This is a genomic window from Rhizorhabdus antheiae (assembly GCF_049889055.1).
GTDB lineage: Bacteria > Pseudomonadota > Alphaproteobacteria > Sphingomonadales > Sphingomonadaceae > Rhizorhabdus.
The window spans coordinates 906,719-929,479 of record NZ_JBLTWO010000001.1 but is presented as its reverse complement, the minus strand read 5'-3'; the positions used below and the strand labels follow the sequence as shown (position 1 = coordinate 929,479).

Here is a 22,761-nt window from a genome sequence, read left to right as displayed (position 1 = left end):
CGACCCATTCACCATGATGAACAAGCCCCGAAAGCATCGCTTCCGGGGCTATAGTCATGTCGACGTCCGTCCAGTCGTTCTCACCGAAGCAGCTCTCCCGCGATGATCACCTTGCGGATTTCGGTGGTGCCCGCGCCAATCTCGAGCAGTTTCGAGGCGCGGTAGAGCCGGTTTATCTCGGTCTCGCGCATATAGCCGGTGCCGCCGAAGATCTGGACGGCGTCGGACACGACGCGGGTGCACTGTTCGGCAGCATACATGATCGCGGCGGCGGTCAGCTTGTGGATCTCGCCGCGCCCGCCCGCGCCATGGTCCAGCGCATTGGCCTCCGCCAGGGTGCGGTAACAGAAGGTCTTCATCGTCTCGACCGCGACATACATCTCGGCGAGCTTGCCCTGGACGAGCTGGAAATCGCCGATCGGCCGGTCGAACTGGATCCGCGTCTTCGCATAGTCGATCGCGAGGTCGAGCGCGCGTTCGGCCATGCCGACGTTGATCATCGCGACGATCGCGCGTTCGAGGTCGAGGCCGCTCATTACGACGCCGACGCCCTTATTCTCGCTGCCGACCAGATTGGTCGCCGGCACGACGCAGTCGTCGAACAGCAGTTCGGCGGTGGTCGAACCCCGGAATCCCATTTTGTCGAGCTTCTGGGCGACCTTGAAGCCGGGAAAGTCCTTTTCGACGATGAAGGCCGAAATACCCTTCGCGCCGGCGGCGCGGTCGGTCTTGGCGTAGACCAGGATCACATCGGCGACGGGGCCGTTGGTGATGTAGAGCTTGCGCCCGTTGAGGACGTAATTGTCGCCATCGCGCCGCGCGGTTGTGGCCATCGATCCGAGCGCATCCGAGCCGGCGCCGGGCTCGGTGAGGCCGAGGCAACCGATCATGCTCCCATCGCACAGCCCCGGCAGATAGCGCGCGCGGATGTCCGGCGAGGCGTTGCGGGCGATGTTGTTGAGGCACAGATTTTCGTGCGCCACATAGCTCAGCGCGATCGAGTGGTTCCAGCGCGCCAGACCCTGGGCGATCAGGCCCGAGGCAAAGAAATCGCTGCCAGCGCCGCCCTCGTCCGGAGAGACGGTGACGCCGAGAAAGCCCATCTTGCCGAGAAGCGGCATGACATGGTCGGGCCACCATTCCTCATTGTCCATGCGCGACTGGAGCGGTCCAAGCTCGTCCCGCGCGAAGCCGCTGGCGAGATCGAGAATCTCCTGCTGCTCGGGCGTCAGGCCGAAGCTCGGCTGCGGGGCGTTGGGAAGGGCGGGGGCATTCATGACGATGCTCATCCTTGCTGAAACGAAGACAGGGAACGATCGAAACGCGTCGGCCGGGTTCTGGCAGTGGTTATCATACGCCCTTCCAGTCGGGCTTGCGCTTCTCTGCAAAGGCGCGCGGCCCTTCCTGCGCATCCTGGCTGCGATAGGCGGTCTCCCACGCATGACGCGCCGCGCGCAGGGCCGCCGTCTTCCCCATCTCGGTCGCGAGATGGACGGTCTCCTTGGCGGCAAGGACCGACAGGGGCGCATTCGCCACGATCGTTCGCGCGAGCACCAGCGCTTCCTCGATCAGGCGTTCCGGCTCGGCGATCCTGTTGACCAGTCCAATTTCATAGGCGCGCTGTGCGGTGATCGGTTCGCCCGTCAGCACGATCTCCATGAAGATGCGCTGGGGGATCATGTGAATCAGCGGCGCCGCCCAGGGCGAGCCACGGCCGACCTTCGCCTCGGTGATCGCGAAGCGCGCGGTGGTCGAGGCGACGCACAGGTCGCAGGCCTGCGCGATCAGCCAGCCGCCGGCATAGGCGACACCGTTGACCGCCGCGATCGTCGGCTTGGTGACGGTCAGATTGTCGCCCGGGACAGGAAACATCGAGGGCGGCGGAACGACCAGCTTGAGTTCGGCCATCTCCTTGAGGTCGCCGCCCGCGCAGAAGGCCTTGTCGCCGGTCGCGGTGAGGATCGCCACCTTGAGCGCGGGATCGCGCTCGAAGCGCTCCCACCCCGCGAACAGGCCCTCGCGGACTTCGCGGCCCAGCGCATTGCGCGCATCGGGACGATCGATAGTGAGGATCGCGATGCCCGGCTCGGGCACGTCGAAGCGAACGGCGTCAGTCATTCAATATCCTCGCGTCAGAAGCCCATGCGCATCGCGTTCGAGGCCTTCGCGGAAATCGGGATGGGCGATCGCGATCAGCCGCCGCGCACGCTCGGCAAGCGAAGCGCCCTTCAGTTCGGCCGCGCCATATTCGGTGACGATGATGTCGGCCTCGCTGCGGGCGGTGGTTATCGGCCCCGACAGCGCGATGACGATGCGGCTCGATGCCCCGCCTTGGGCGGTGGAGGGCAGGGCGATGATCGACCGGCCGCCGCGCGACCGGCTCGCGCCCCGGACATAATCGACCTGGCCGCCGGTGCCGCCCATATAGACGCCGCCGATCGCTTCCGCGTTGATCTGGCCGGTGAGATCGACCTCGATGGCGGAGTTGATCGAGACGAGCTTCGGCAGGGCGCTCAATATGCCGTCGCCATGGGTGATGTCGGACCCGCACAGACGAACCGCCGCATTCTCGTGCACGAAGTCGTAGAGCCGGCGGGTGCCGATGAACGCGCCTGTCACCGATATGCCCCGGTCGATCGTCTTTGTGGCGTTGGTGATCGCGCCGGCCTCGGCCAGATCGACGAAGGCGTCGCCGATCATGCCGGTGTGGATGCCAAGGTCCCGTCGATCCACCAGCAACTGCGCGATGGCGTCCGGCACGGCGCCGATCCCGAACTGCAGGATCGAACCATCCTCGATATAGGCGGCGCAAAAGGCGGCGGTGGCCCGGTCGGCCTCGCCGATCTTTGCCGGCGGCACGCTCACGAGCGGCCGGTCGCTGTGCACGACATAGTCGATCTCGGAGCCGTGCAGCATGTAATCGCATGGCACATGCGGAACCTGTGCATTGACCTCGGCAATGACGACCCGCGCCTCGGCGACCGCCTTGCGGACATAGTCGTTGATCACGCCATAGCTGTGCCAGCCCCTGGCGTCGGCCGGGCTGACCTGCACCAGGGCGACGTCGCAGCCGATCAGGCCCTGGCTGATCATGGTGCCGATCTGGCCGACATGGCAGGGGATGATGTCGAGCAGGCCGGCCTTGGCGAGGACGCGCAGCGAACCGAGCGCGCCCATGCTCGAAAAGCGGATATGATCGGCATGGTCGGGCTTCAGCACATTGGAGAAGCTCGATCCCACGAACGCGGACACCGGGCCGAGCGCGGCGCGCTGGTCGAGCAGCGCTTCGACCAGCGTCAGCGGTTCGCCGCAGGCCTGTCCCCAGACGATCGCGTCGCCGGGCTTGATGATGCCGCTGAAATCCAGCGCGCCGGGGTCGATCCTACTGGTCATCGCTTATTGCTCGTCGATCTTGAAATAGTCCGGTTTCGCGATCGTCCATTGATCGCCCCAGATCTGGTTGCCGCCGTCGACATGCACCACTTCGCCGGTCATGAAGGAGCCGCCCCGGCCCCCGACCATGCAGACCGCGTCGGCGATCTCCTCGGCCTGGCCGAAGCGCTTCATGACGTTGGTCTGGACCATCGCCTTGACCGCCGCCGGATCATAGGCGCTCATGCCGCTCGTCGAGATCAGCCCCGGCGCGACGCAGTTGACGCGGATGTCGAGCGGCGCCCATTCGATCGCAACGGTCTTCGACAAGGCGATCACGCCCGCGCGGGCCGCTGCCGTATGCGCCACGCCCGGCATCCCGCGCCCGGCCACCGCGACGACGTTGACGATCGACCCCGGCCTTCCCCCAGCGCGCCACTGCAGGGCAGCCGCCTGCATCATGTGCCACGTGCCGACGAGATTGGTGTCGATGACGGCGTTGAAACCCTTTGGGGCGATATCGATGGCCGGGCTGGGGAACTGGCCGCCGGCATTGTTCACCAGCAGATCGAGACCACCGAAGCGCTCCGCGATCGCCGCGAACAACTGCGCGACGGCCTCAGGGTCGCGGATGTTGACCGGATGCACCATCAAATCGGCTTTATACCGCGCGAGCGACGCGGCGGTTTCGTCGAGCTTGTCCGGCTTGCGGCCGCACAGGACGACCCGGCCCCCCAGCCGCGCGACCCAATGCGCGATGGCCCGGCCCAGCCCCGAGCCGGCTCCGGAGACGACCACAGTCTGTCCGTCGAAATAGCCGTCGCGGAGAGCGGGCGTGGCCGCCGCCAACTGGTCGTCGGTTCTGCCGTAGGCCGTCATATCTTGCGGTCCCGCCCTTCCCAATAAGGGCGCCGCAACTCGCGCTTCAAAATTTTGTTCGCGGGCGTCAGCGGGAAGTCGCCTTCCCAGAAGGTGATGCTGCGCGGCACCTTGTAGCGCGCGATCAGGCTGCGGCAGTGCTCGATCAGGGCGTCTTCGCTCGCTGCGACATCGTCGTGCAGCCGGACAATCGCATGAACCGCCTCACCCCATTTCTCGCTGGGAATGCCGATGACCGCGCATTGCCGGACGGCGGGGTGGAGCGCGAGCGCGTTCTCGACCTCCTGCGAATAGACATTCTCCCCGCCCGAGATGATCATGTCCTTCACGCGATCGACGACATAGACGAAGCCTTCCTCGTCCATGCGGCCGCCATCGCCGGTGTGCATCCATCCGCCGCGCAGCGCCGTGGCCGTCTCCTCGGGGCGGCGCCAGTAGCCGAGCATCATATTCTCGCCCCGGACGGCGATCTCGCCGACCTCGCCGCGCGGCACCTCGTTATCATCCTCGTCGACGATCCTGATCTGCACACCTACGGCCGCGCGGCCCGCCGCGCGATAGACGCCCCGTTTCCGATAGTCGCCGCGCAGGGCGTAGTCCGGCAGGATCGCGCACACCGGGGAGAGTTCGGTCATGCCATAGGCCTGAACGAAGCGCGCGCCCGGAAAGGCCTTTATGGCGCGGTCGAGCAGCGTCTCGGTGATGGGCGATGCGCCATAGAGGAGCGTGGTGAAGCTCGACGTATCGGTCTTCGCGAAATCGGGATGTTCGATCAGCATCTGGATCACGGCGGGGACCAGCAGGCTTTCGGTCGCGCGGTGCGTCTCGATCAGCCGCAGCGCCTCGGCCGGCTCGAACTGCGGCATGATGACGGCGGTGCCGCCGCTGCCCATCAGCGACAGGCTGGGCCAGGTGCCGGCGGCGTGGAACATGGGGCCGTTGAGCAGATAGCGGGCGCTCTCGCCGAACAGGCCTTCCGCCCAGCACATCATGGCGTCGCTGATGACGTTGCGGTGGCTCAGCATCGCCGCCTTGGAGCGGCCGGTTGTGCCGCCGGTATAGCCGAGCTGGTAGAGATCGTCGCCGCCACGCCCCGCATCCTCGCCGGGTTCGTGCTGGGCAATCAGCGCTTCATAATGGGGAAGGCCATTGTCGCTGTCCCCGATCGCTATCATCCGCAGCGACGGCCGTCCGGCATGGAGCTGACGCGCGGTGTCGAACATGCGGTCGTCGACGAACAACAGGTCGGGTTGGCAGTCCTCTATGCCGTCGACCAGTTCGGCAACCGACCAGCGCCAGTTCAGCGGGACCACCACGCCGCCCGCGCGCGGGATCGCCGCGAGCAGCTCGAAATAGCGGTCGTTGGTCAGTGCCAGAACAGCAACGCGGTCGCCATTGCGCACGCCCATCGCGCGGATCGCGGCGGCCATGCGCGCGACGCGATCGGACAGTTCGCTCCAGCTGCGGTGCCGGTCGCCGTTGATGGTTGCGGGATGGCGCGGACGGACCTGCGCGGTCCGCGCGAGCATCGCGCTGATGCCGATCGACGGACGCGGCGGAATGCCATGGTCAAAATCCGACATGATCGCCTCCCTTCAGTGCGAGCATCTCACGTGCTTCCGCCGCCGTCGCGACCTCCAGCCCCAGGCCTTCGAGGATCTGGCGGACCTTGGTCACCTGGGTGGCGTTCGACTCGGCCAGCGTGCCGGGGCCGATCCAGAGATTGTCTTCCAGCCCCACCCGCACATTGCCGCCCATCGCCGCTGCCATTGCCGCGATCGGCATCTGCGACCGTCCGGCCCCCAGCACCGACCAGCGATAGTGATCGCCGAACAACCGATCGGCGGTGCGCTTCATGTGCATCACGTCGTCGGCATGGCTGCCGATGCCGCCGAGCAGGCCGAAGCAGGTCTGGATGAACAGCGGTGCCTTCACCAGGCCGCGCTTCCAGAAATGGTGGAGATTGTAGAGGTGGCTGGTGTCGTAGCACTCGAACTCATAGCGTGCGCCGGTCTCGTTTATCGCGCGCAGCGCATATTCGATGTCCTTGAAACTGTTGCGGAACACGAGGTCGCGCGAGTTTTCGAGCATCTCCCGTTCCCAGTCATGCGCGAAGCTGTCGAACCGGTCGAGCATCGGGAAGAGGCCGAAATTCATCGAGCCCATGTTGAGCGAGGCGATCTCCGGCGCCCAGCGCACCGCCGGGGCGATGCGCTCCTCGATCGGCATGAAGGGTGAGCCGCCGGTCGTCAGGTTCACCACGACGTCGCAGCGTTGCTTGATGACCCGCAGAAAAGGCTCGAACGCCTCCGCGCTCTGGTCCGGCCGCCCGTCGCGTTCGTTACGGGCGTGAAGATGGACGATCGAGGCGCCCGCCTCCGCCGCGCCGATCGCGGCCTCGGCGATTTCCTCTGCCGTCACCGGAAGATGGGGCGACATCGACGGGGTGTGGATCGAACCCGTGACGGCGCATGTGACGATCACCTTGCGCGCCTGAGAGCCTGGCACTGCTTCTCTCCCACTACCGATATCGTTTCCGGTTGACGCAAAGATGAACCACATTCATTATAGTGTCAACGCGCTTCACGAGAATGGCGCAGGTCCGGGGGAGAGTGCCGCACATGCCCAGAATCGCTGCGGAGAAGATGGAAGCGAGGCGCGAATCGATCGTGCTCGCCGCGCGATCCGTGTTCGTGGCGAAGGGCTATGCCGCAGCGACCGTGACTGACATCGCCCAGGCGGCGGGCATTTCGGACGGGCTGCTCTACCGCTATTTCGGCGGCAAGCGCGAACTGCTGATGGAGGTGCTGGAGCTCTTCTACACCGACATTATCGCCGGCACGGAAAGGGCGATAGGCGAAGAGCCGACCTTCCAGCGCAAGCTCGAAGTGCTGGTGCGCCGGCATCTGCAGGCCTTCGCCGACGACCCCGATCTGTGCCGCCTGTTCATCAGCGAGGTCCGGACGCTCGACGATTATGTGGGGTCGACGCCGCAGGAACTGAACCGCCGCTACACGCAGATCCTGACCGACCTGATCGCCTGGGGGCAGGAGCATGCCTTCATCGCCCCGGACACCGATCCCCGGCTCGCCCGTGACTTTCTGTTCGGCGGGATCGAGCATCTGGCCTGGCGCGAGATCGCCAATGGCAGGGCGATCGACGTCGCTCACCGCACCGCGCAGGTCGTCCGGCTGCTGATGGCGGGTCTCAAGGGCGGAGAGATCGCATGACGGCGCCCCCCTTCGCCTCCGTGCTCGTCGCCAATCGCGGAGAGATCGCCGTCCGCATTCTCCGGACCGTTCAGGCGCTCGGAATGGAGGGCATGATCGTCTACCACGCCGCCGACGCCGGCTCGCCCGCCGTGCATATGGCGGACCGGGCGATCGAGATCGACGGCAGCACGCCCGTCGCCGCCTATCTCGATGCGGCGCAGATTGTCGCAAAGGCGAGCGCGGCGGGGGCGGAGGCGATCCACCCCGGCTATGGCTTCCTGTCCGAAAACGCCGCGTTCGCCAAGGCTATCGCGGCGGCCGGCATGGTCTTTGTCGGGCCGACGCCCGAGGCGATCGAATTGATGGGCGACAAGGTGCGGGCGCGCAACTTCGTCGAAGCGCGGGGCTTTCCCGTCGCGCCCTCGGCGATCGAGGATGATGATCCCGACAGCTTCGTCGACCGCGCAAGGCGCGTCGGCACGCCGCTGCTGATCAAGCCGTCGGCCGGGGGCGGCGGCAAGGGCATGCGGATCGTGCGCGACCTCGACCTGCTCGACGAGGAGATCGAACGCGCCCGGTCGGAGGGGCAGCGCTATTTCGGCGATGGTCGGCTCTATGCCGAACGCTATGTCGAGCGGCCGCGGCACATCGAGGTTCAGATACTGGGCGACGCCCATGGCAATGTGGTGCACCTGTTCGAGCGCGAATGCTCGATCCAGCGGCGTTTTCAGAAGGTGGTCGAGGAAAGCCCTTCGCCGGGGCTGACGCCGGACGAGCGGGCGCGGATCTGCGAAGTGGCCGCTGGAATCGCGCGGGCGGCGGACTATCGCAACGCTGGCACGGTCGAGTTCATCTACGGCGCCGGCGAATTCTACTTCCTCGAAATGAACACCCGGCTCCAGGTCGAACATCCGGTGACCGAGGAGGTGACGGGAATCGATCTCGTCGCCGAGCAGCTGCGCATCGCCAAGGGCGAGCCGCTCGGTTACGGGCAGGACGTGGTGAAGGTGAGCGGTCACGCGATCGAACTTCGCCTGTATGCCGAAGACTCGGCGCGCGACTTCTCGCCCACGACCGGGCCGATCCTTGCCTATCGCCCCCCGCAGGGCATTCGCGTCGACTCCGGGGTGGCCGAGGGAGGCGTGGTGACCGCCAATTTCGATCCGATGCTCGCCAAGGTGATCGTCCATGGAGACAGCCGCGGGCAGGCGATCGAGCGGGCGAAGCAGGCGCTCGCCGATTTCGTTCTGCTCGGCTGCAAGACCAATGCGGGCTTTCTCCAGCGGCTGCTGGCCGATCCGGATTTCGCGACGGGCGACATGCACACCGGTTCGATCGCCGAGAAGCCCTGGCTGGCACAGGAGCCGGTGCTCGACGAGCAGCGGCTGGTCGAATTGTTAGGCGCGGCGGCGCTGCTGCTGGTCCCGGTGCGCACGGCCGCCGACGCGGTTTCGCTGCAACATGCGACGATGGGGGCCTGGCGGAACTGACATGCAGCATCATGTGTCGGTCAACGATGTTCCCCATCGCCTGTGGCTCGGCCGCTCTGCTGATGGCTATGTCCTGCATGTCGGGAATGCGGTCGCGCCGGTCGCGCTGCGGCCCGAGGCTGACGGGCGGTACATCCTCGAAACCGGCGGGCGGCAGGTGCCGATGACCGTCGCGATCGAGGGTGACGTCATCCACATCCATCTGGACGGGGAGGCCTATCGCCTCGCCTATACCGATGCCGCCACTTTTCATGCGGCCGCAGCGGGCGGCGCGGCCGGTGATGTCGTGCGGGCGCCGATGCCCGGCGTGGTGATCGCGAGCCCCGTCGAGGCGGGCGACGCGGTCGCGGCCGGCGACACGTTGATCGTGATCGAAAGCATGAAGCTGGAGACGGCGATAAAGTCCCCGCGTGCGGGCGTGGTCGAGAGCGTGTCCTTCACCCTCGGACAGACATTCGATCGCGACGCGATCCTGGTCAAGCTGGTCGCGGAGGGAGAATAAGGTGGCCCGGATCCTCTCCACCATCGACACCGCCTCGGAGACGTTTCGCGCCAACCGCGCGCATAATGAGCGGCTGGCGGAGGAACTGCGCCAGCGCCAGCAGGCGGTGCGCCGCGAGCGTCCGCAGCGGGACTTCGACCGGCTCGCGCGGCAGAACAAGATGTTCCCGCGGGACCGGCTCGAAGCGCTGCTCGACCCCGGCACGCCCTTCCTCGAATTCTCCACGCTCGCCGCGAACATGGCCTATGATGGCGAGGCGCCCGGCGCCGGTCAGATTTCCGGCATCGGCATCGTCGCGGGGCAGGAAGTCGTCATCCATGCCGACGATTCCTCGATCAAGGGCGGCGCCTGGTATCCGCTGTCGGTCAAGAAGATCGTCCGCGCGCTCGACATCGCGATCGAAAACCGCCTGCCGATGATCCATCTGTGCGACAGCGCGGGTGGCTATCTGCAGCTGCAGCGCGAACTGTTCGCCGACCGCTATTATGCGGGCCGCATCTTCCGCAACCAGTCGATCCTGTCGAAGATGGGCGTGCCGCAGCTGGCGGTCGTGCTGGGCCATTGCACGGCGGGCGGCGCCTATATCCCGGCGCTCAGCGACTATAGCGTGATCGTGCGCGGCACCGGCGCGATCTTCCTGGGCGGCCCGCCGCTGGTCAAGGCCGCGACCGGGGAGATCGTGACCGTCGAGGAACTGGGCGGCGCCGACATGCACACCACCGTGTCGGGCACGGCCGACTATCCGGCTGCCAGCGAAGCCCATGCGCTCGCGATCGCACGGGAGATCGTCGGCAGCTGGACGCCGGCCGCCAAGACCGAGATCGACCGGATTGCGCCCGAAGAGCCGCATTATGATCCGCGCGAACTCTACGGCATCCTGCCGCGCGACAGCCGCACCGCCTTCGACATGCGCGAGCTGATCGCGCGGATCGTCGATGGCAGCCGCTTCCACGAATATCAGCCGGCCTATGGCACGACGCTGATCTGCGGCTATGCGCGAATCTGGGGATATAAGGTCGGCATCCTCGCCAATAATGGCGTGCTGTTCAACGACAGCTCGCTCAAGGGCGCCCATTTCATCCAGCTCTGCGACAAGAACCGCACGCCTTTGCTGTTCCTGCAGAACATCACCGGCTTCATGGTCGGCAAGGAATATGAGCGGCGCGGCATCTCCAAGGATGGCGCGAAGCTGATCATGGCGGTCTCGGGCGCCAGCGTCCCCAAGTTCACGATCAACTGCAACGGGGCCTTCGGCGCCGGCGTCTACGGCATGTCGGGGCGGGCCTTCGACCCGCGTTTTCTGTTCAGCTGGCCCGGCAGCGGTACCTCGGTCATGGGGGCGGAGCAGGCCGCCAATGTCCTGTCCGAGATAAAGATCCGTCAGCTGGAACGTGAGGGGCGGAGCCTGTCCGAAGAGGAGATCGCCGCGATCCGCGATCCCGTGCTCGAAGACTATAAGCGCGAGCAGAGCGCCTATTATGCGACATCGGAGCTTTGGGACGACGGCATTCTCGATCCGGTCGACACCCGCAATGCGCTCGGCATGTGCATTTCGGCCTCGCTCAACGCCCCGATCGACCCGCCCCATTATGGCGTCTTCAGGCTTTAGAGGAGCGGCTTATGTCCGAGGATTTCCGACTGCTGCCGAGCGACGAGTTCGCCCATGAACCGGATGCGGCGATCAATTATAACGAGAGCATCTATACCAACGCCTTCGATCGTGAGTCAGGCGTCGGCGGATGGATGCGCGTCGGTAATCGCGTCAACGAGGGCTATGCCGAAAAGTCGGTGGTACTCTATCTGCCTGACGGCCGCATCGCCTGTGCTTTCGGTCGACCGAGGATCACGACCAATGCCGTGTTCGATGCCGATGGCCTGAAGGTCGAAATCGTCGAGCCCTTCCGCCATTTGCGGCACAGCTATACTGGCGAAATCATGGTGCTGCGCGATCGCAACATGCTCCGCGATCCGTCGACCCTGTTCGACAAGGCCGATCGCGTGCAGGCCGACATCGTCTGGGACCACAAATCCTCCTGGCCGCTCCATGGGGGCGAACCGACGCGCGACGATGTCCGAACCATGTATGGCCGCGATTTTTCGCGCGGGCATTTCAACCAGCATAGCGTCGTGACCGGCCATGTCGCGATCGGCGACGAGCGCTGGGATGTCGACGGCTTCGGCTGGCGCGACCATAGCTGGGGGCCACGTTACTGGCAGAACCTGTTCATCCACCGGCTGTTCATGGCCACCTGGCCGAGCGGCAAGGGGGCGAGCCTGCTCAAGATCTTCTCGCCCGACGGCATCGGCCGATCGGAAGGCGCTCTGCTGATCGACGGGGAATATCATGAGGTAATGGACCTGTCGGTCGTCACCGATTGGGACGATATCAAGGAGCCGACCAGGATCGGCATCGCGGTCCGGACGGCAACCCGCTCGGAACGGATCGACATCGAGATCATCACCGCGGCACCGCTGCGCAACCGGCGCAAGGATGGCGACGTCACCCTGATGTCGCGCATCGTCGAGGCCAATGCCCGCTATCGCTGGGATGGCGAGGAGTGCTGGGGGATGGTCGAATATATCGAGCGGGTCGACGATGGCCGGCTGGTGGGCTGGCCGATCTGATGACGGCGCAGGCGACCGAGCCTCCTGGCGCGCATGCCGATCTTCTGGCGGCGGTGCGGCGCAGGCTTGGCAGCGGCGTCAGCGTGGCGAATGTCGCCATCCCCACGCTCGGCGGGATCAACCGGACAATCCTGTTCGACGTGGTCGATGGGAGGCATGTCCGGCGCTATGTGTCGCGGCAGGAAACCTATGTCGATCCGGGTAGCCCCTTTCTGGCGACCGGCGACCAGTATCGGGCGATGCGGATCGCGTTCGACCATGGGCTGCCGGTGCCCGAACCGATTTTCGAATATGATGCGGCGGATGGCATGGGCAACGGCTTCGTCACCGCCTTCGCAGCGGGCGAAACCATGCCCAAGCGCATCCAGACCGGGGCAGCCTTCGATGCGGTGCGGCAAAGGCTCGTCGCGGAGGCGGCGGGCATATTGGCCCGGATCCACGCGCTGCCTTTGGACAGCTTCGATTTTCTCAGCCGCCGGGCCGACAGCATCGACACGCTGACCGCGCACCGCGACCTGTACGACAGCTATCGTCAGCCACGTCCTGCGATCGAGGCAGGCTTCCGATGGCTGGAGCGCAACCGGCCGCCTGCCGCCGACCGCGCTTTCCTGCACGGGGACTTCCGTCTCGGCAATCTGATGGTCGACGCAGCGCGGGGCATATCGGGAGTGCTCGATTGGGAGTGTGCGCATCTGGGATCTCCGTCGGAAGATCTCGGCTGGTTCTGCACCCGGTCCTGGCGCTTCGCGGGCCCCGATCGTCCCGCCGCCGGACTGGCCTCTCGGCAGGACCTGCTCGATGCCTATCGCGCGGCGGGCGGCCGATCCTATGATGCCGACGAGATCCGCTATTGGGAGGTCTTCGGTCTGGTGCGGTTCGCGGTGCTCAACATGATGCAGAACCACGGGCATGTAACGGGACAGCGGCGCGGCCTCGTCTATGCGGCCTGCGGGCGCAACACCGCGCTGGTCGAATATGATCTGCTCATGACCCTGGCGGGCCATTATGACTGACGCATTGCGGCCCCAATCGCCGGACATGGGCGACATCCTGCGCACGGTGCAGGCCTTCCTCAAGGACTGCGAGCCGCAGCTGACGGCCGAGGATCGCTACAAGGCACAGGTCGCTTCCTATCTGCTCGGCATTTGCGAGCGCGAGATCGCGCATGGCCCCGCGCGCCGGGACGGGGCAGCAGAGCTCTGTGCCGACATTCGCGCGGGGCGCCGCGACGGCGACTGGGATGCACTGCTCGATCAGCTGCTGGATGAGGCGCGCGCGGCCGTGCGGGTGACCAAACCCGGCCATATGGGAGAGACGGCATGAGCGGCGTTCACCTGACCCTCGACCAGGGGATTGCCCGAATCCGCTTCGAGGATGCGGCAGGCCGCAACGCCGTCACCCTCGACTTCTGTCGCGCCTTCGCGCGCGTCACGCGGCAGGCCGTCACCGATCCCGATGTGAAGGCGATCCTGCTGTCCGCCAAGGGCCGCTTCTTCTCGGTCGGCGGCGATCTCGCCGACATGCTGGCCCATGTCGATACGGTGCGGGATCATGTCCAGGAGATGACCGACCTGTTCCATGTCGGCATCCGCCATCTGCATCATGCGCCGGTCCCGGTCGTGGTCGCGTTGCACGGCATGGCGGCGGGTGGGGGCATGAGTATCGCGCTGGCCGGTGACCTGATCGTCGCGGGGCGGTCGGGCAAGTTCAACAGCGGCTATACGCGCTCGGGCCTTAGCCCCGATGGCGGGCTCAGCTGGCTCCTTCCCCGGCTGGTCGGCGCCACCCAGGCCTTCCGCATCATGGCGCTCAACCCGACGATCGGGTCGGAGGAAGCCTTGCGGCTGGGTCTGGTCACCAAGGTCGTCGAGGATGCGGAGCTCGACGAAGAGGTCGAGGCGATGCTCGCGGTCCTGCGTGCCATGCCGGCGGGGGTGCTCGGGACGCTCAAGCGATTGATGTGCGAAGGGGCCGGACGGAGCTTTGAAGCGCAGCTCGACATCGAGGGCGAGATGATCGCACGCCGCGCCGAGAATCCCGAGACGCTGGCGATCCTGCGCTCCTTCCTGTCGGGCGGATGATCCCCTAACTCCCGCCAGTCTGGTCGATATGCGCCGCGAAGCCCGCGCCGGTGGCGATGTCCGGCCGCAGCAGCTGGCGGTCGTCATAGTCGCCGCCATTCTCGCTGCGATAGCCGATCGGGGGCGTGTCGAAGATCGACAGCAGCCGCGCGAGATAGTCGGTGGCGAGATCGTCCGCCGCCTCCGCCGTCAGCCGCGTCGTCTGATACGCCACCCACGGGGCTACCGCCTCCAGCCCGACATAATGCAATATCCCGTGGTTGATCGGAAACAGCAGGTCGTCGATCGGCCCGTGAATGCCGCGCGCGCCGAATTGCGCTTCGCGTCCGCCTGTCGTTACCGCCAGCATCGCGCGCCGGCCCGCGAGCAGGCCTTCGCCATAGCGCAGCCATTGGCCGGTGCCGTCCTTGGGCACCCCGATCGCGAAGCCGGTGGCGAACACCCGGTCGACCCAGCCTTTCAGGATCGCCGGCATCGAGAACCACCACAGCGGAAACTGCAGGATGATCGCGTCGGCGGCGAGCAGCCGGGCCTGTTCGGTGGTGATATCGTCCCGCTGCTCCCCATGCGCCTGAGCCATGCCGGATTCGCGATGGTAGATCAGCCTCTCTTCGCTGAAGTCTCGCTCAGGAAAATCCTCCGCGTCCGCAGTCGCCTTGAACCGCATCGCATAGAGATCCGACTGTGTGACGACATGCCCGCGCTCTTGAAGGCCGGCGATCGCCCGATCCCGCAGGAAGCCGTTCAGCGACCTGGGCTCGGGATGGGCGAAGACGATGTGATAGCGCTTCGGCATCGCTGGCCCCGGCAAGGGCTGGTTGGTGGTGATCGACACGGTTGGCGTCCCATTTTGCTGCGCAACGCGGCGCACAATGCGATGGTGCCGATTGTGCCCCACAGATCAAGCCGGGACTGGAGCCCAAGGACGCCGTCCGGACTCGCTTGTCCTCGTTCGGCATTCCGGTCTGGACGCCATTACAAGTCTCATCTTTGCAAATTTTGCACAGCTGATGTTCCGAGTTTCGGCTTTTCGTGTGGCTGGCAACGCCGCATAGTCCCGATGCGCCGGACAAGGCGTCGCCACCAAGGCGGGAGAGGAAGCGCGCGATGAAGCGGGACGATTATGCGGAATTCCTGCGTCCGGACGCCGGCAAGCGGCCTGTCAGCCGGGCCTATCTGGAAGAGCTGGGCGTCGACCTGGAAGCCGATTTTCCCGGATCCACGGCCGAGGATTTTCTCGAATATCCGGTGCTGGGCGAGGGCGGCTGGTTCATCGTCGTCAAGCATCAGCGCACCCTTGCGACGGTGAGCCGGAAACCCTGGCGCCTGCTGGGGCCCATTACATTGCTGTCCGACGGCCTGGACTTCGACTGACGACAGGAGGCGAGCCCGCAAGGGGCCGCTCTTCCGGGGGAGGATGCATATGTTGATCGGTGTTGATGTGGGCGGCACGTTCACGGACGTCGTGGCGATCAGGGATGGCGACATCCGGACCGTGAAGGTGTCGACCGACGTCCGCAACACGGAGCTGGGGGTGCTCGCCGGCGCGCGGGAAATGGGCGTCGAACATGCCGACATCTTCAGCCATGCGAGCACGCACGGGCTGAACGCCATCATCACCCGCCGCCTGCCGAAGATCGGCTTTCTCGCGACCGAAGGCCATCGCGACATATTGGACGCGGGACGCACCTGGCGGCCTACGGCCGACCTCACCAACCCGCATTGGCGCCGCCCGTTCGGCGATGCCGCCAAGCCGCTGGTGCCGCGCTATCTGCGGCGCGGGATCACCGAACGCATCACCGCCGATGGTTCGGTGCTGATCCCGCTCGACGAAGCGCAGGCGCGCGAACAGCTGGCGGTACTGCGCCAGTGCGAGGTCACGGCGGTCGCGATCTGCCTGCTCAATTCCTATGTGAATCCCCAGCATGAGCTGCGGCTCAAGGAGATCGTGCGCGAGGAGCTGGGCGACATTCCATGTTCGGTTTCGAGCCAGGTTTCCCCCCTCGCCAAGGAATATGCGCGCGCGTCGACCACCGTGATCGACGTGTTCATGCAGCTGATCTACGGCGACTATACCGTCCGCCTGAACGACGGACTGCGCGACCTCGGCTTCAAGGGCGAGCTCAACTATGCCAATTGCGCGGCGCAGCTGGTGGCGGCCGACGTCGCGATGCAGCGGCCGTTCGAGATCGTCTTCGCGGGCCCCGCCGCCGGCACCATCGCCAGCGCGCATTTCGGCAAGCTCATCGGCACCAGCAACCTGCTGTGCGCGGACATCGGCGGCACCTCATGCGACATCAGCCTCGTCAGCGATTTCCGGCCTTATGTGAACACGACCTTCGAGCTCGAACATGACCTGATCGTCAACGCGCTGTCGGTCGAGGTGTCGAGCATCGGCGCCGGCGGCGGCAGCCTGGTCACGATCAGCCCGGCCGGCGAACTGCTGGTCGGGCCCGGCAGCGCGGGGGCCGATCCGGGGCCGGCCTGCTATGGCAAGGGCGGCCAGCAGCCGGCGGCGACCGATACCTGCCTGCTGATGGGGATCATCGATCCGGACAAGTTCGCGGGCGGGCGGATGCGGCTCGACAAATCGCTGTCGCTCAAGGCGTTCGAGGCGCTCGACACGACCCTGTCGCTCAACGATCGCATCCGCTACGCCTTCTATGTCGGCATCAACAACATCGCCGAGGGGCTGACCAACGTCGCCATCCAGCACGGCATCGACCCGCGCGATTACAGCATCGTCGCCTTCGGTGCTGCCGGACCGATGCTGCTGCCGGCTGTGCTCGACCGGGTCAACGCCGCCGAGGTGATCGTTCCGCCCCATCCAGGACTTTTCTCGGCGCTCGGCCTGGTCAGTTCGGAGCAGACCTATAGCGACAGCCGCAGCGCCTACACCGTGCTCACGCCCGACGCGGCCGAGGAGATCGAGCGGGTCTATGCCGAGATGGAGGCGCAGATGCGCGAGCGGTTCAAGGACCGGCATCCCGATCCGGTGTTCGTCCGCGCCTTCGACGGCCGCCTGCTGGGGCAGAGCTGGGAAACCCCGTTCATTCCGATCCCGCCCGGCGCGATCACCGCCGAGACGATCGAGACGATGATCTCCAATTTCCACGACACCTATGAGATGCGCTCGGGCAACCGCTTCCCCGGGCTGCCGGTGCAGGGCGTCACCTATCGGATCGAGACGCTCGTCCCCACCGCCAAGGTCGATTATCCGAAGCTCGCCCGGCGCGAGAGCGGGCAGCCGACCCCCGGCCGCACGATCGAGCTCCACTATCTCGACAGCCACCCGATCCCTGCCGGCGAATATCAGCGGGCGGAGCTCTGCTTCGGGGATGAGATCATCGGGCCGGCGATCATCCGCGAGGAATCGTCGACGACCTTCATGCTGCCCGGACAGAGACTGGTGGTCGGCGAATATGGCGAACTGCACATCAGCCGCATCGAGAGAGACTGAGCGAAGACCGATCATCCGCAGCGCTTCCATCGAAGGACAACAGCATGGCTTCTTCCATCACGGATACCCTCGCGGCGCCCAGGGATTTGGACCCGTCATCGGCGCAGACGCCGGCCGCGCTCTCGTTCGACGATCTGCCGCTGCGCGCGCTGACCGACGAGCAGTTCCTCGCGCGCTACAAGACCGATCGTTTCACCGCGTCGATCCTCGCCAGCCGCATGCGCTATGTGGTCAAGCATATGAGCACGGTGCTGCTCACCACCGCCTTCTCGATGATCCTGCGCGACTGGTATGATTTCGCCGCGACCATCTCCGGCCCGCGCGACATGAACTATCCGATGAGCACCGGATCGGACAGCCTGTCGATCTTCATGTTCACCATGCCCGAGGGCATCCGCAACACGATCGAGGAGTTCGGCCCCGAAAATCTCCGGCCGGGCGACGTCATCATCGCCAATGATCCCTATCGCACCGGGCTGCATGTCAACGACGTCAGCTTCATCCGCCCGGTCTTCTATCGCGGCAAGGCGGTGGCGTTCGTCACGATCCGCGCGCACCAGCTCGACATGGGCGGTGTCGTTGCGGGCGGGTTCAGCGGCAACAAGAAGAATGTCTATGAAAACGGCCTCGTGATCTCTCCGACGCTGCTCTACCGCGACGACAAGCCGGTGCGTTCGGCGTTCAATTTCATCTTCGACAATGCCCGCTATGGCGAGCTGCTGCTGCCCGACATCCGCTCGCTCTATCAGAGCTTGCTGCTCGGCGAACGGCTGCTGCTCGAAAGTATCGAGCGCTATGGGATCGACGCCTATCTCGGCGCGATCCGCTACAGCTGCGACGTGTCGGCGGATTCGATGCGCGAGGCGATCCGCACCAAGATTCCCGACGGTGTCTATGAGGCCGAGGACGGCATCGATGCCGACGGCGTCGACGACAGCCGCGATTATCGGCTGAAGCTCAAGCTGACCAAATATGGCGACACTATCGAGCTGGATTTCACCGGCACCTCGCCGCAGGCGCGCGCCAGCATCAATTGCGGTCCGCTCGACGTGAAGGCGGCGGCGGGGGTCGCGCTCAAGATGCTGATCGAGCAGCAGAGTCCGCTGTCGTCGGGCTGCTTCCGCAACATCGACGTCGTCATTCCGCCCGGCACTTTCTGCAGCGCGACCCCGCCCGGCGGGCCGATCTTCATGTATTGGGAAGCCTCGATCACGGTGCTGCTCGCCATCTACAAGGCGCTCGCGCCGGTGCTGGGCGAGGATGCGATCGGCGGCGATTATGGCTCGCTGATGCTGCACAATGGCAGCGGGCTGACCAAGTCGGGCCAGCCCTGGCTGACGGTCGGCAATTGCGGCGGCGAACATGGCCCCTGGGGCGGGACCAAGGCGGGCGACGGCGACAGCTACACCGTCTTCCACGTCAGCAACAATCTCGACCCCGCGACCGAGGCGGTCGAGTCCGACGTGCCGGTGGTCGTGATGCGCAAGGAATATGTCGCCGACACCGCCGGCCCGGGCGAGAATCGCGGCGGCGCGGCGGTCCGGCGCGACACGTTGTGGCTGGCCGATGGTGAGCATCTGTCGATCGCGCTGCATGCGAAGGAGCCGAGCGGGATCGGCGTCTATGGCGGGCGTCCGGGCACGACCCAGGCCTGCTGGCTGTTCCCCGGCGAAGAGGATGGGGGCGTCGACCTCGGCCCGCTGCTCCCGGCCGACGACGCCATTCTCGCCCGGTCGGTGCCGGTGGTCGGCATGCTCGATCCCGAGACCAAGCGCGTCGACCCGAACGGGCGCTATTATTACTACGCCTCGCGCAAATCCTGGTCGGTCAAGGCCGGCGGGGCCTTCCGCTTCCAGACCGGCGGCGGCGGCGGCTGGGGCGACCCGCTTGCGCGCGATCCCGAGCGGGTCAAATGCGACGTCCGCGACGAATATGTGACGATCGAGGGCGCCTATCGCGACTATGGTGTGGTGATCGAGGGCGACCCCATCCGTGCGCCCGAGCAGCTGACCGTCAATGTCGAGGCGACGGCGCGCCGGCGCCGGGACATGGCCGCCGCCTGAACCGGTGCGGGGGCATCTGGACGCTATGACGACCGGACGCGCCCATGGCGAAGGCGGATCGTCCGCGTCGCCGCACTCATGCTATGTCTCTGCGACAGCCCGAGGGCTGCGGGAGAGAGCATGGACACGCTAGAGGGAATGCGCACATTCGTCCGCGCGGTTCAGCTGGGCAGTCTGTCGGCTGCGGGGCGGGAGATCGGCCTGTCGCCGGGCTCGGTGTCGCGCAAGATCAGCCAGCTCGAACATGCGGTCAGGGCGCGGCTGCTCAACCGGACCAGCCGGAAGCTCGCGCTGACGACCGCCGGGCGGCTCTATTTCGATCAGGCCTGCAAGATATTGGACCAGATCGACGCGCTGTCGCAGTCGATGGCCGAGCAGCAATCGGCGCCGCGGGGCCTGCTGACGGTACACACCCGCGCCAGCATCGCCGAGAAATTCCTGTCCAACGCGCTGCCCAATTTCCTGCTCGCCTATCCCGACATCACGCTGCGGCTGATCCTGTCGGACGACAATCTCGACCTGTTCGCGAACAAGATCGACCTGAGCATCCGCATCGGCACACCCGAGGAGCAGAATCTGACGATGCGCCGCCTGTCGCAGGGGCTCGAGCGCGTTCTCTACGCAAGCCCGCTCTACCTCGCGAGCCACCCGGAAATCCGCGCGCCGGAAGATCTGATCGAGCATAATTGCCTCTCCTTCCCGCAGGCGGGCTCGGGCGAGACCGGCGGAGCGGTCTGGCATTATCGCTCTGCGGCGGGGACGAAGGAGGTTCGGGTGTCGGGCAACCTGCAGGTGAACGACGCCAATATCCTCCACAATGCTGTCGTGCTGGGCGTCGGCATCGGCTTGCTCCCGGCCTGGCTGATTGCCGATGATCTGAGCTTCGGCCGGGTCAAGCGCGTGCTGCCTCACTATGAGTTCGCGCCCAACCTGCTCGACCATGGGCTCTACGCGGTCTTCCCGACGACCGAGCTGATGCTGCCCAAGCTGCGCGTCTTCCTCGATTTCCTGATCGCCACCTTCCGCACCTTCGAGCCCGAGATCGGGCGCATGGCGATGGATGCCAAGCGCCATTCGGCCGACAGCGGGCGCCATCCCCCGGATGCGCTGCGCTGGGTGCGGCCGAGCATCGAGAACCGCCGGATCAGCCAGCGGTCGGGCTGAGAATGGCCGGCCGGACGCCTGTGAGGCAGGCAGCGTAACGCGAACGGATCAGATAATGGGAGAGACGAGATGACAGAGATGGCAGCCACAAGCGGGATGCGGCGCTTCGCCGGAAAGTCGGTGCTGGTGACGGGCGGGGCCGCCGGCATCGGCCGCGCGGTCGCGCTGGAGTTCGCGAAGGAAGGCGCCAATCCGATCGTCGCCGACGTCGATGAGACGGCGGGCGCCGAATGCGTCGATCTCATCCGCCAGGCCGGCGCGCAGGGCCAGTTCATTCGCGCGGACGTCGCCAGCCCCGACGACGTCGCGGCGCTGTTCGCAACGATCGCGCAGAGCGGCACGCCGCTCGACATCGCGATCAACAATGCCGGCATCGAGGGCCATGTGGCGCTGGTCGAGGATCAGCCCGACGCCAATTTCGATCGGGTCTTCGCCGTCAACGTGCAGGGCACCTTCCAGTGCATGCGCGAGGAGGTGCGGCTGATGAAGCCGCGCGGATCGGGCGTGATCATCAACTTCGCCTCGATCGCGGCGCATGTCGGCTTTGCCGGGCTCTCGGTCTATACCGCGTCCAAGGCGGCGGTGCTGGCGATGACCAAGTCGGTCGCGCTCGAACTGGCGCAGAGCGGGGTGCGCGTCGCCTCGGTCAGCCCCGGTCTGGTGCAGACGGCGATGCTCGAACGCTTCTTCGCGGCCGACGCCAACGCCAAGCAGCAGATGACCGCCAGCCTGCCGCTCGGCCGGCCCTGCGACCCTTATGAGGTCGCGCGCGGCGTGCTGTTCCTGGCGTCGGACGATGCCAGCCTCGTCCTGGGACAGACGCTTAACCTCGACGGCGGCTGGGCCTATGTGAAATCATGATCGCGGCACACGAGCGGTCCGCAACGGGGTTCGAGGGATAATCATGATGTCATCGTTCGAAGCGGCGCGGCGCGCCCGGTCCTGGCTGTTCGCGCCCGGCGACAGCGACAGGAAGATGGACAAGGCGCGGGCGTCCGAGGCCGATATCGTCATCATCGACCTGGAGGACGCGGTGGCCGAGGGCGAGAAGCCCGCCGCGCGCCTGCTGGTTCGCGCCTTCCTTGAAGCGCATGGCGCCGAGCGCCACCGTCTGTGGGTCCGCATCAACCCGATCCAGACGCCCCATGCGCTGCTCGATCTCGCCGCGATCATGCCGGGCCGGCCGGGGGGACTCATGCTGCCCAAGCCGCGCGGCCGCGCCGATGTCGAATTGCTCGACCATTATCTGACGGCGTTGGAAGCGGCCAATGGGGACATGGAAAGCCAGACCGCCGTGATCATCGTCGCGACCGAGACCCCCGAGGGGCTGCTCGCGACCGGCAGCTATGCCGACATGCCGCGCCTCGCCGCGATGACCTGGGGCGCGGAGGACATCGCGACCGCGCTCGGTGCGACCACCAACCGCGAGGCCGACGGTCGCTATGGCTTCACCTATGAACTGGCGCGCAGCTTCTGCCTGACCGGTGCGGCCATCGCCGGGGTGCCGGCGGTCGAGACGATCCATGGCGACTTCCGCGATGAAGCCGGCCTCGCGGCGCTGGCCGCCAAAGTGCGGCAGGATGGCTTTCGCAGCATGCTCGCCATCCACCCGGCCCAGATCCCCGTCATCAACGCCGCCTTCACCCCAACGGCAGAGGAATGCGCGGCCGCGCAGGAGATCGTCGACCTGTTCGCCGCCAACCCGACGCTGGGGACGATCGGCCACGAGGGGGCGATGCTCGACCGCCCCCATCTGCTGCGGGCTCAGGCGGTGCTGGCGCGGGCGCGGGGCTGATCGCGGCTTGGCACGGTGCCGGCCGCAGCTATGATGCGCGACAGGCGAAATCGGGCCGGCCGGCGATAGGCGGATGGCCCGGCCCGTGCGCCCAAGCTGATAGTGCTCCCACCGACAA

General features: G+C 66.1%; 21 protein-coding genes. 14 read left to right on the top strand and 7 right to left on the bottom strand.

What is annotated here, in order from left to right:
- Window positions 1-80: 80 nt before the first annotated feature.
- From ACNI3R_RS04315 to ACNI3R_RS04290, 6 genes are all read right to left on the bottom strand, one after another.
- Window positions 81-1,277 (bottom strand): acyl-CoA dehydrogenase family protein, encoded by a 1,197-nt coding sequence (locus ACNI3R_RS04315; protein ID WP_426180216.1) that lies wholly within the window; start codon window positions 1,275-1,277, stop codon window positions 81-83.
- Between the two features lie 73 nt (window positions 1,278-1,350).
- Window positions 1,351-2,118 (bottom strand): enoyl-CoA hydratase/isomerase family protein, encoded by a 768-nt coding sequence (locus ACNI3R_RS04310; protein ID WP_426180214.1) that lies wholly within the window; start codon window positions 2,116-2,118, stop codon window positions 1,351-1,353.
- The gene (locus ACNI3R_RS04305; protein WP_426180213.1) at window positions 2,119-3,393 is read right to left on the bottom strand and encodes an acetyl-CoA hydrolase/transferase family protein; all 1,275 of its coding nucleotides are present in this window, start codon (window positions 3,391-3,393) and stop codon (window positions 2,119-2,121) included. It abuts the gene before it with no gap.
- A 3-nt stretch (window positions 3,394-3,396) separates the two neighbouring features.
- Entirely contained in the window at window positions 3,397-4,251 is an 855-nt protein-coding gene (locus ACNI3R_RS04300) for an SDR family oxidoreductase (protein WP_426180212.1), read from the bottom strand.
- Window positions 4,248-5,834 (bottom strand): long-chain-fatty-acid--CoA ligase, encoded by a 1,587-nt coding sequence (locus tag ACNI3R_RS04295; protein WP_426180210.1) that lies wholly within the window; start codon window positions 5,832-5,834, stop codon window positions 4,248-4,250. The genes ACNI3R_RS04300 and ACNI3R_RS04295 overlap by 4 nt, the downstream gene beginning before the upstream one ends.
- Entirely contained in the window at window positions 5,821-6,759 is a 939-nt protein-coding gene (locus ACNI3R_RS04290; RefSeq protein ID WP_426180209.1) for a beta-keto acid cleavage family enzyme, read from the bottom strand. The genes ACNI3R_RS04295 and ACNI3R_RS04290 overlap by 14 nt, the downstream gene beginning before the upstream one ends.
- A 113-nt stretch (window positions 6,760-6,872) precedes the next feature.
- Here ACNI3R_RS04290 and ACNI3R_RS04285 point away from each other — a divergent pair, with 113 nt between their 5' ends.
- The 8 genes from ACNI3R_RS04285 to ACNI3R_RS04250 are packed head-to-tail and all read left to right on the top strand — an operon-like array spanning window position 6,873 to window position 14,161.
- Window positions 6,873-7,481 carry a TetR/AcrR family transcriptional regulator gene (locus ACNI3R_RS04285; RefSeq protein ID WP_426180207.1) on the top strand — a complete coding sequence of 203 codons (609 nt, stop codon included), beginning with the start codon at window positions 6,873-6,875 and terminating at the stop codon, window positions 7,479-7,481.
- Window positions 7,478-8,953 (top strand): acetyl-CoA carboxylase biotin carboxylase subunit, encoded by a 1,476-nt coding sequence (locus ACNI3R_RS04280; protein ID WP_426180205.1) that lies wholly within the window; start codon window positions 7,478-7,480, stop codon window positions 8,951-8,953. Before ACNI3R_RS04285 ends, ACNI3R_RS04280 begins: the two co-directional genes overlap by 4 nt.
- 1 nt (window position 8,954) lies before the next feature.
- Window positions 8,955-9,455, top strand: coding sequence for an acyl-CoA carboxylase biotin carboxyl carrier protein subunit (locus ACNI3R_RS04275; RefSeq protein WP_426180203.1), 501 nt, complete (start codon window positions 8,955-8,957; stop codon window positions 9,453-9,455).
- A gap of 1 nt (window position 9,456) precedes the next feature.
- The gene (locus ACNI3R_RS04270) at window positions 9,457-11,064 is read left to right on the top strand and encodes an acyl-CoA carboxylase subunit beta (protein ID WP_426180202.1); all 1,608 of its coding nucleotides are present in this window, start codon (window positions 9,457-9,459) and stop codon (window positions 11,062-11,064) included.
- Between the two features lie 11 nt (window positions 11,065-11,075).
- Window positions 11,076-12,080: a DUF7064 domain-containing protein gene (locus ACNI3R_RS04265; protein WP_426180200.1), complete on the top strand. Its 1,005-nt coding sequence runs from the start codon at window positions 11,076-11,078 to the stop codon at window positions 12,078-12,080.
- On the top strand, window positions 12,080-13,093 hold the full coding sequence (locus tag ACNI3R_RS04260; protein WP_426180198.1) for a phosphotransferase family protein: 1,014 nt from the start codon (window positions 12,080-12,082) through the stop codon (window positions 13,091-13,093). The genes ACNI3R_RS04265 and ACNI3R_RS04260 overlap by 1 nt, the downstream gene beginning before the upstream one ends.
- Complete coding sequence (locus ACNI3R_RS04255; RefSeq protein WP_426180196.1) at window positions 13,086-13,403, top strand: DUF6285 domain-containing protein; 318 nt, start codon at window positions 13,086-13,088, stop codon at window positions 13,401-13,403. The genes ACNI3R_RS04260 and ACNI3R_RS04255 overlap by 8 nt, the downstream gene beginning before the upstream one ends.
- A complete protein-coding gene (locus ACNI3R_RS04250; RefSeq protein ID WP_426180195.1) occupies window positions 13,400-14,161 on the top strand; it encodes an enoyl-CoA hydratase/isomerase family protein in 762 nt (253 codons plus the stop codon). The genes ACNI3R_RS04255 and ACNI3R_RS04250 overlap by 4 nt, the downstream gene beginning before the upstream one ends.
- A gap of 4 nt (window positions 14,162-14,165) precedes the next feature.
- Here ACNI3R_RS04250 and ACNI3R_RS04245 read toward each other — a convergent pair whose 3' ends face one another.
- Window positions 14,166-14,996, bottom strand: a complete 831-nt coding sequence (locus ACNI3R_RS04245) for an NAD(P)H-dependent oxidoreductase (protein WP_426180194.1) — start codon at window positions 14,994-14,996, stop codon at window positions 14,166-14,168.
- Window positions 14,997-15,268: 272 nt separating this feature from the next.
- On the opposite strand from ACNI3R_RS04245, the gene ACNI3R_RS04240 reads away from it, so the two are divergent.
- The 6 genes from ACNI3R_RS04240 (at window position 15,269) to ACNI3R_RS04215 (ending at window position 22,643) form a co-directional block, all read left to right on the top strand.
- Entirely contained in the window at window positions 15,269-15,535 is a 267-nt protein-coding gene (locus tag ACNI3R_RS04240) for a hypothetical protein (RefSeq protein WP_426180193.1), read from the top strand.
- Window positions 15,536-15,584: 49 nt separating this feature from the next.
- Window positions 15,585-17,621 carry a hydantoinase/oxoprolinase family protein gene (locus tag ACNI3R_RS04235; RefSeq protein ID WP_426180192.1) on the top strand — a complete coding sequence of 679 codons (2,037 nt, stop codon included), beginning with the start codon at window positions 15,585-15,587 and terminating at the stop codon, window positions 17,619-17,621.
- 44 nt (window positions 17,622-17,665) lie between these two features.
- On the top strand, window positions 17,666-19,684 hold the full coding sequence (locus ACNI3R_RS04230) for a hydantoinase B/oxoprolinase family protein (RefSeq protein WP_426180190.1): 2,019 nt from the start codon (window positions 17,666-17,668) through the stop codon (window positions 19,682-19,684).
- Window positions 19,685-19,804: 120 nt separating this feature from the next.
- Window positions 19,805-20,848, top strand: a complete 1,044-nt coding sequence (locus tag ACNI3R_RS04225) for a LysR family transcriptional regulator (RefSeq protein ID WP_426180189.1) — start codon at window positions 19,805-19,807, stop codon at window positions 20,846-20,848.
- A 69-nt stretch (window positions 20,849-20,917) separates the two neighbouring features.
- A complete protein-coding gene (locus tag ACNI3R_RS04220; RefSeq protein ID WP_426180188.1) occupies window positions 20,918-21,709 on the top strand; it encodes an SDR family NAD(P)-dependent oxidoreductase in 792 nt (263 codons plus the stop codon).
- 46 nt (window positions 21,710-21,755) lie between these two features.
- On the top strand, window positions 21,756-22,643 hold the full coding sequence (locus tag ACNI3R_RS04215; protein ID WP_426180265.1) for an HpcH/HpaI aldolase/citrate lyase family protein: 888 nt from the start codon (window positions 21,756-21,758) through the stop codon (window positions 22,641-22,643).
- Window positions 22,644-22,761: the final 118 nt, after the last annotated feature.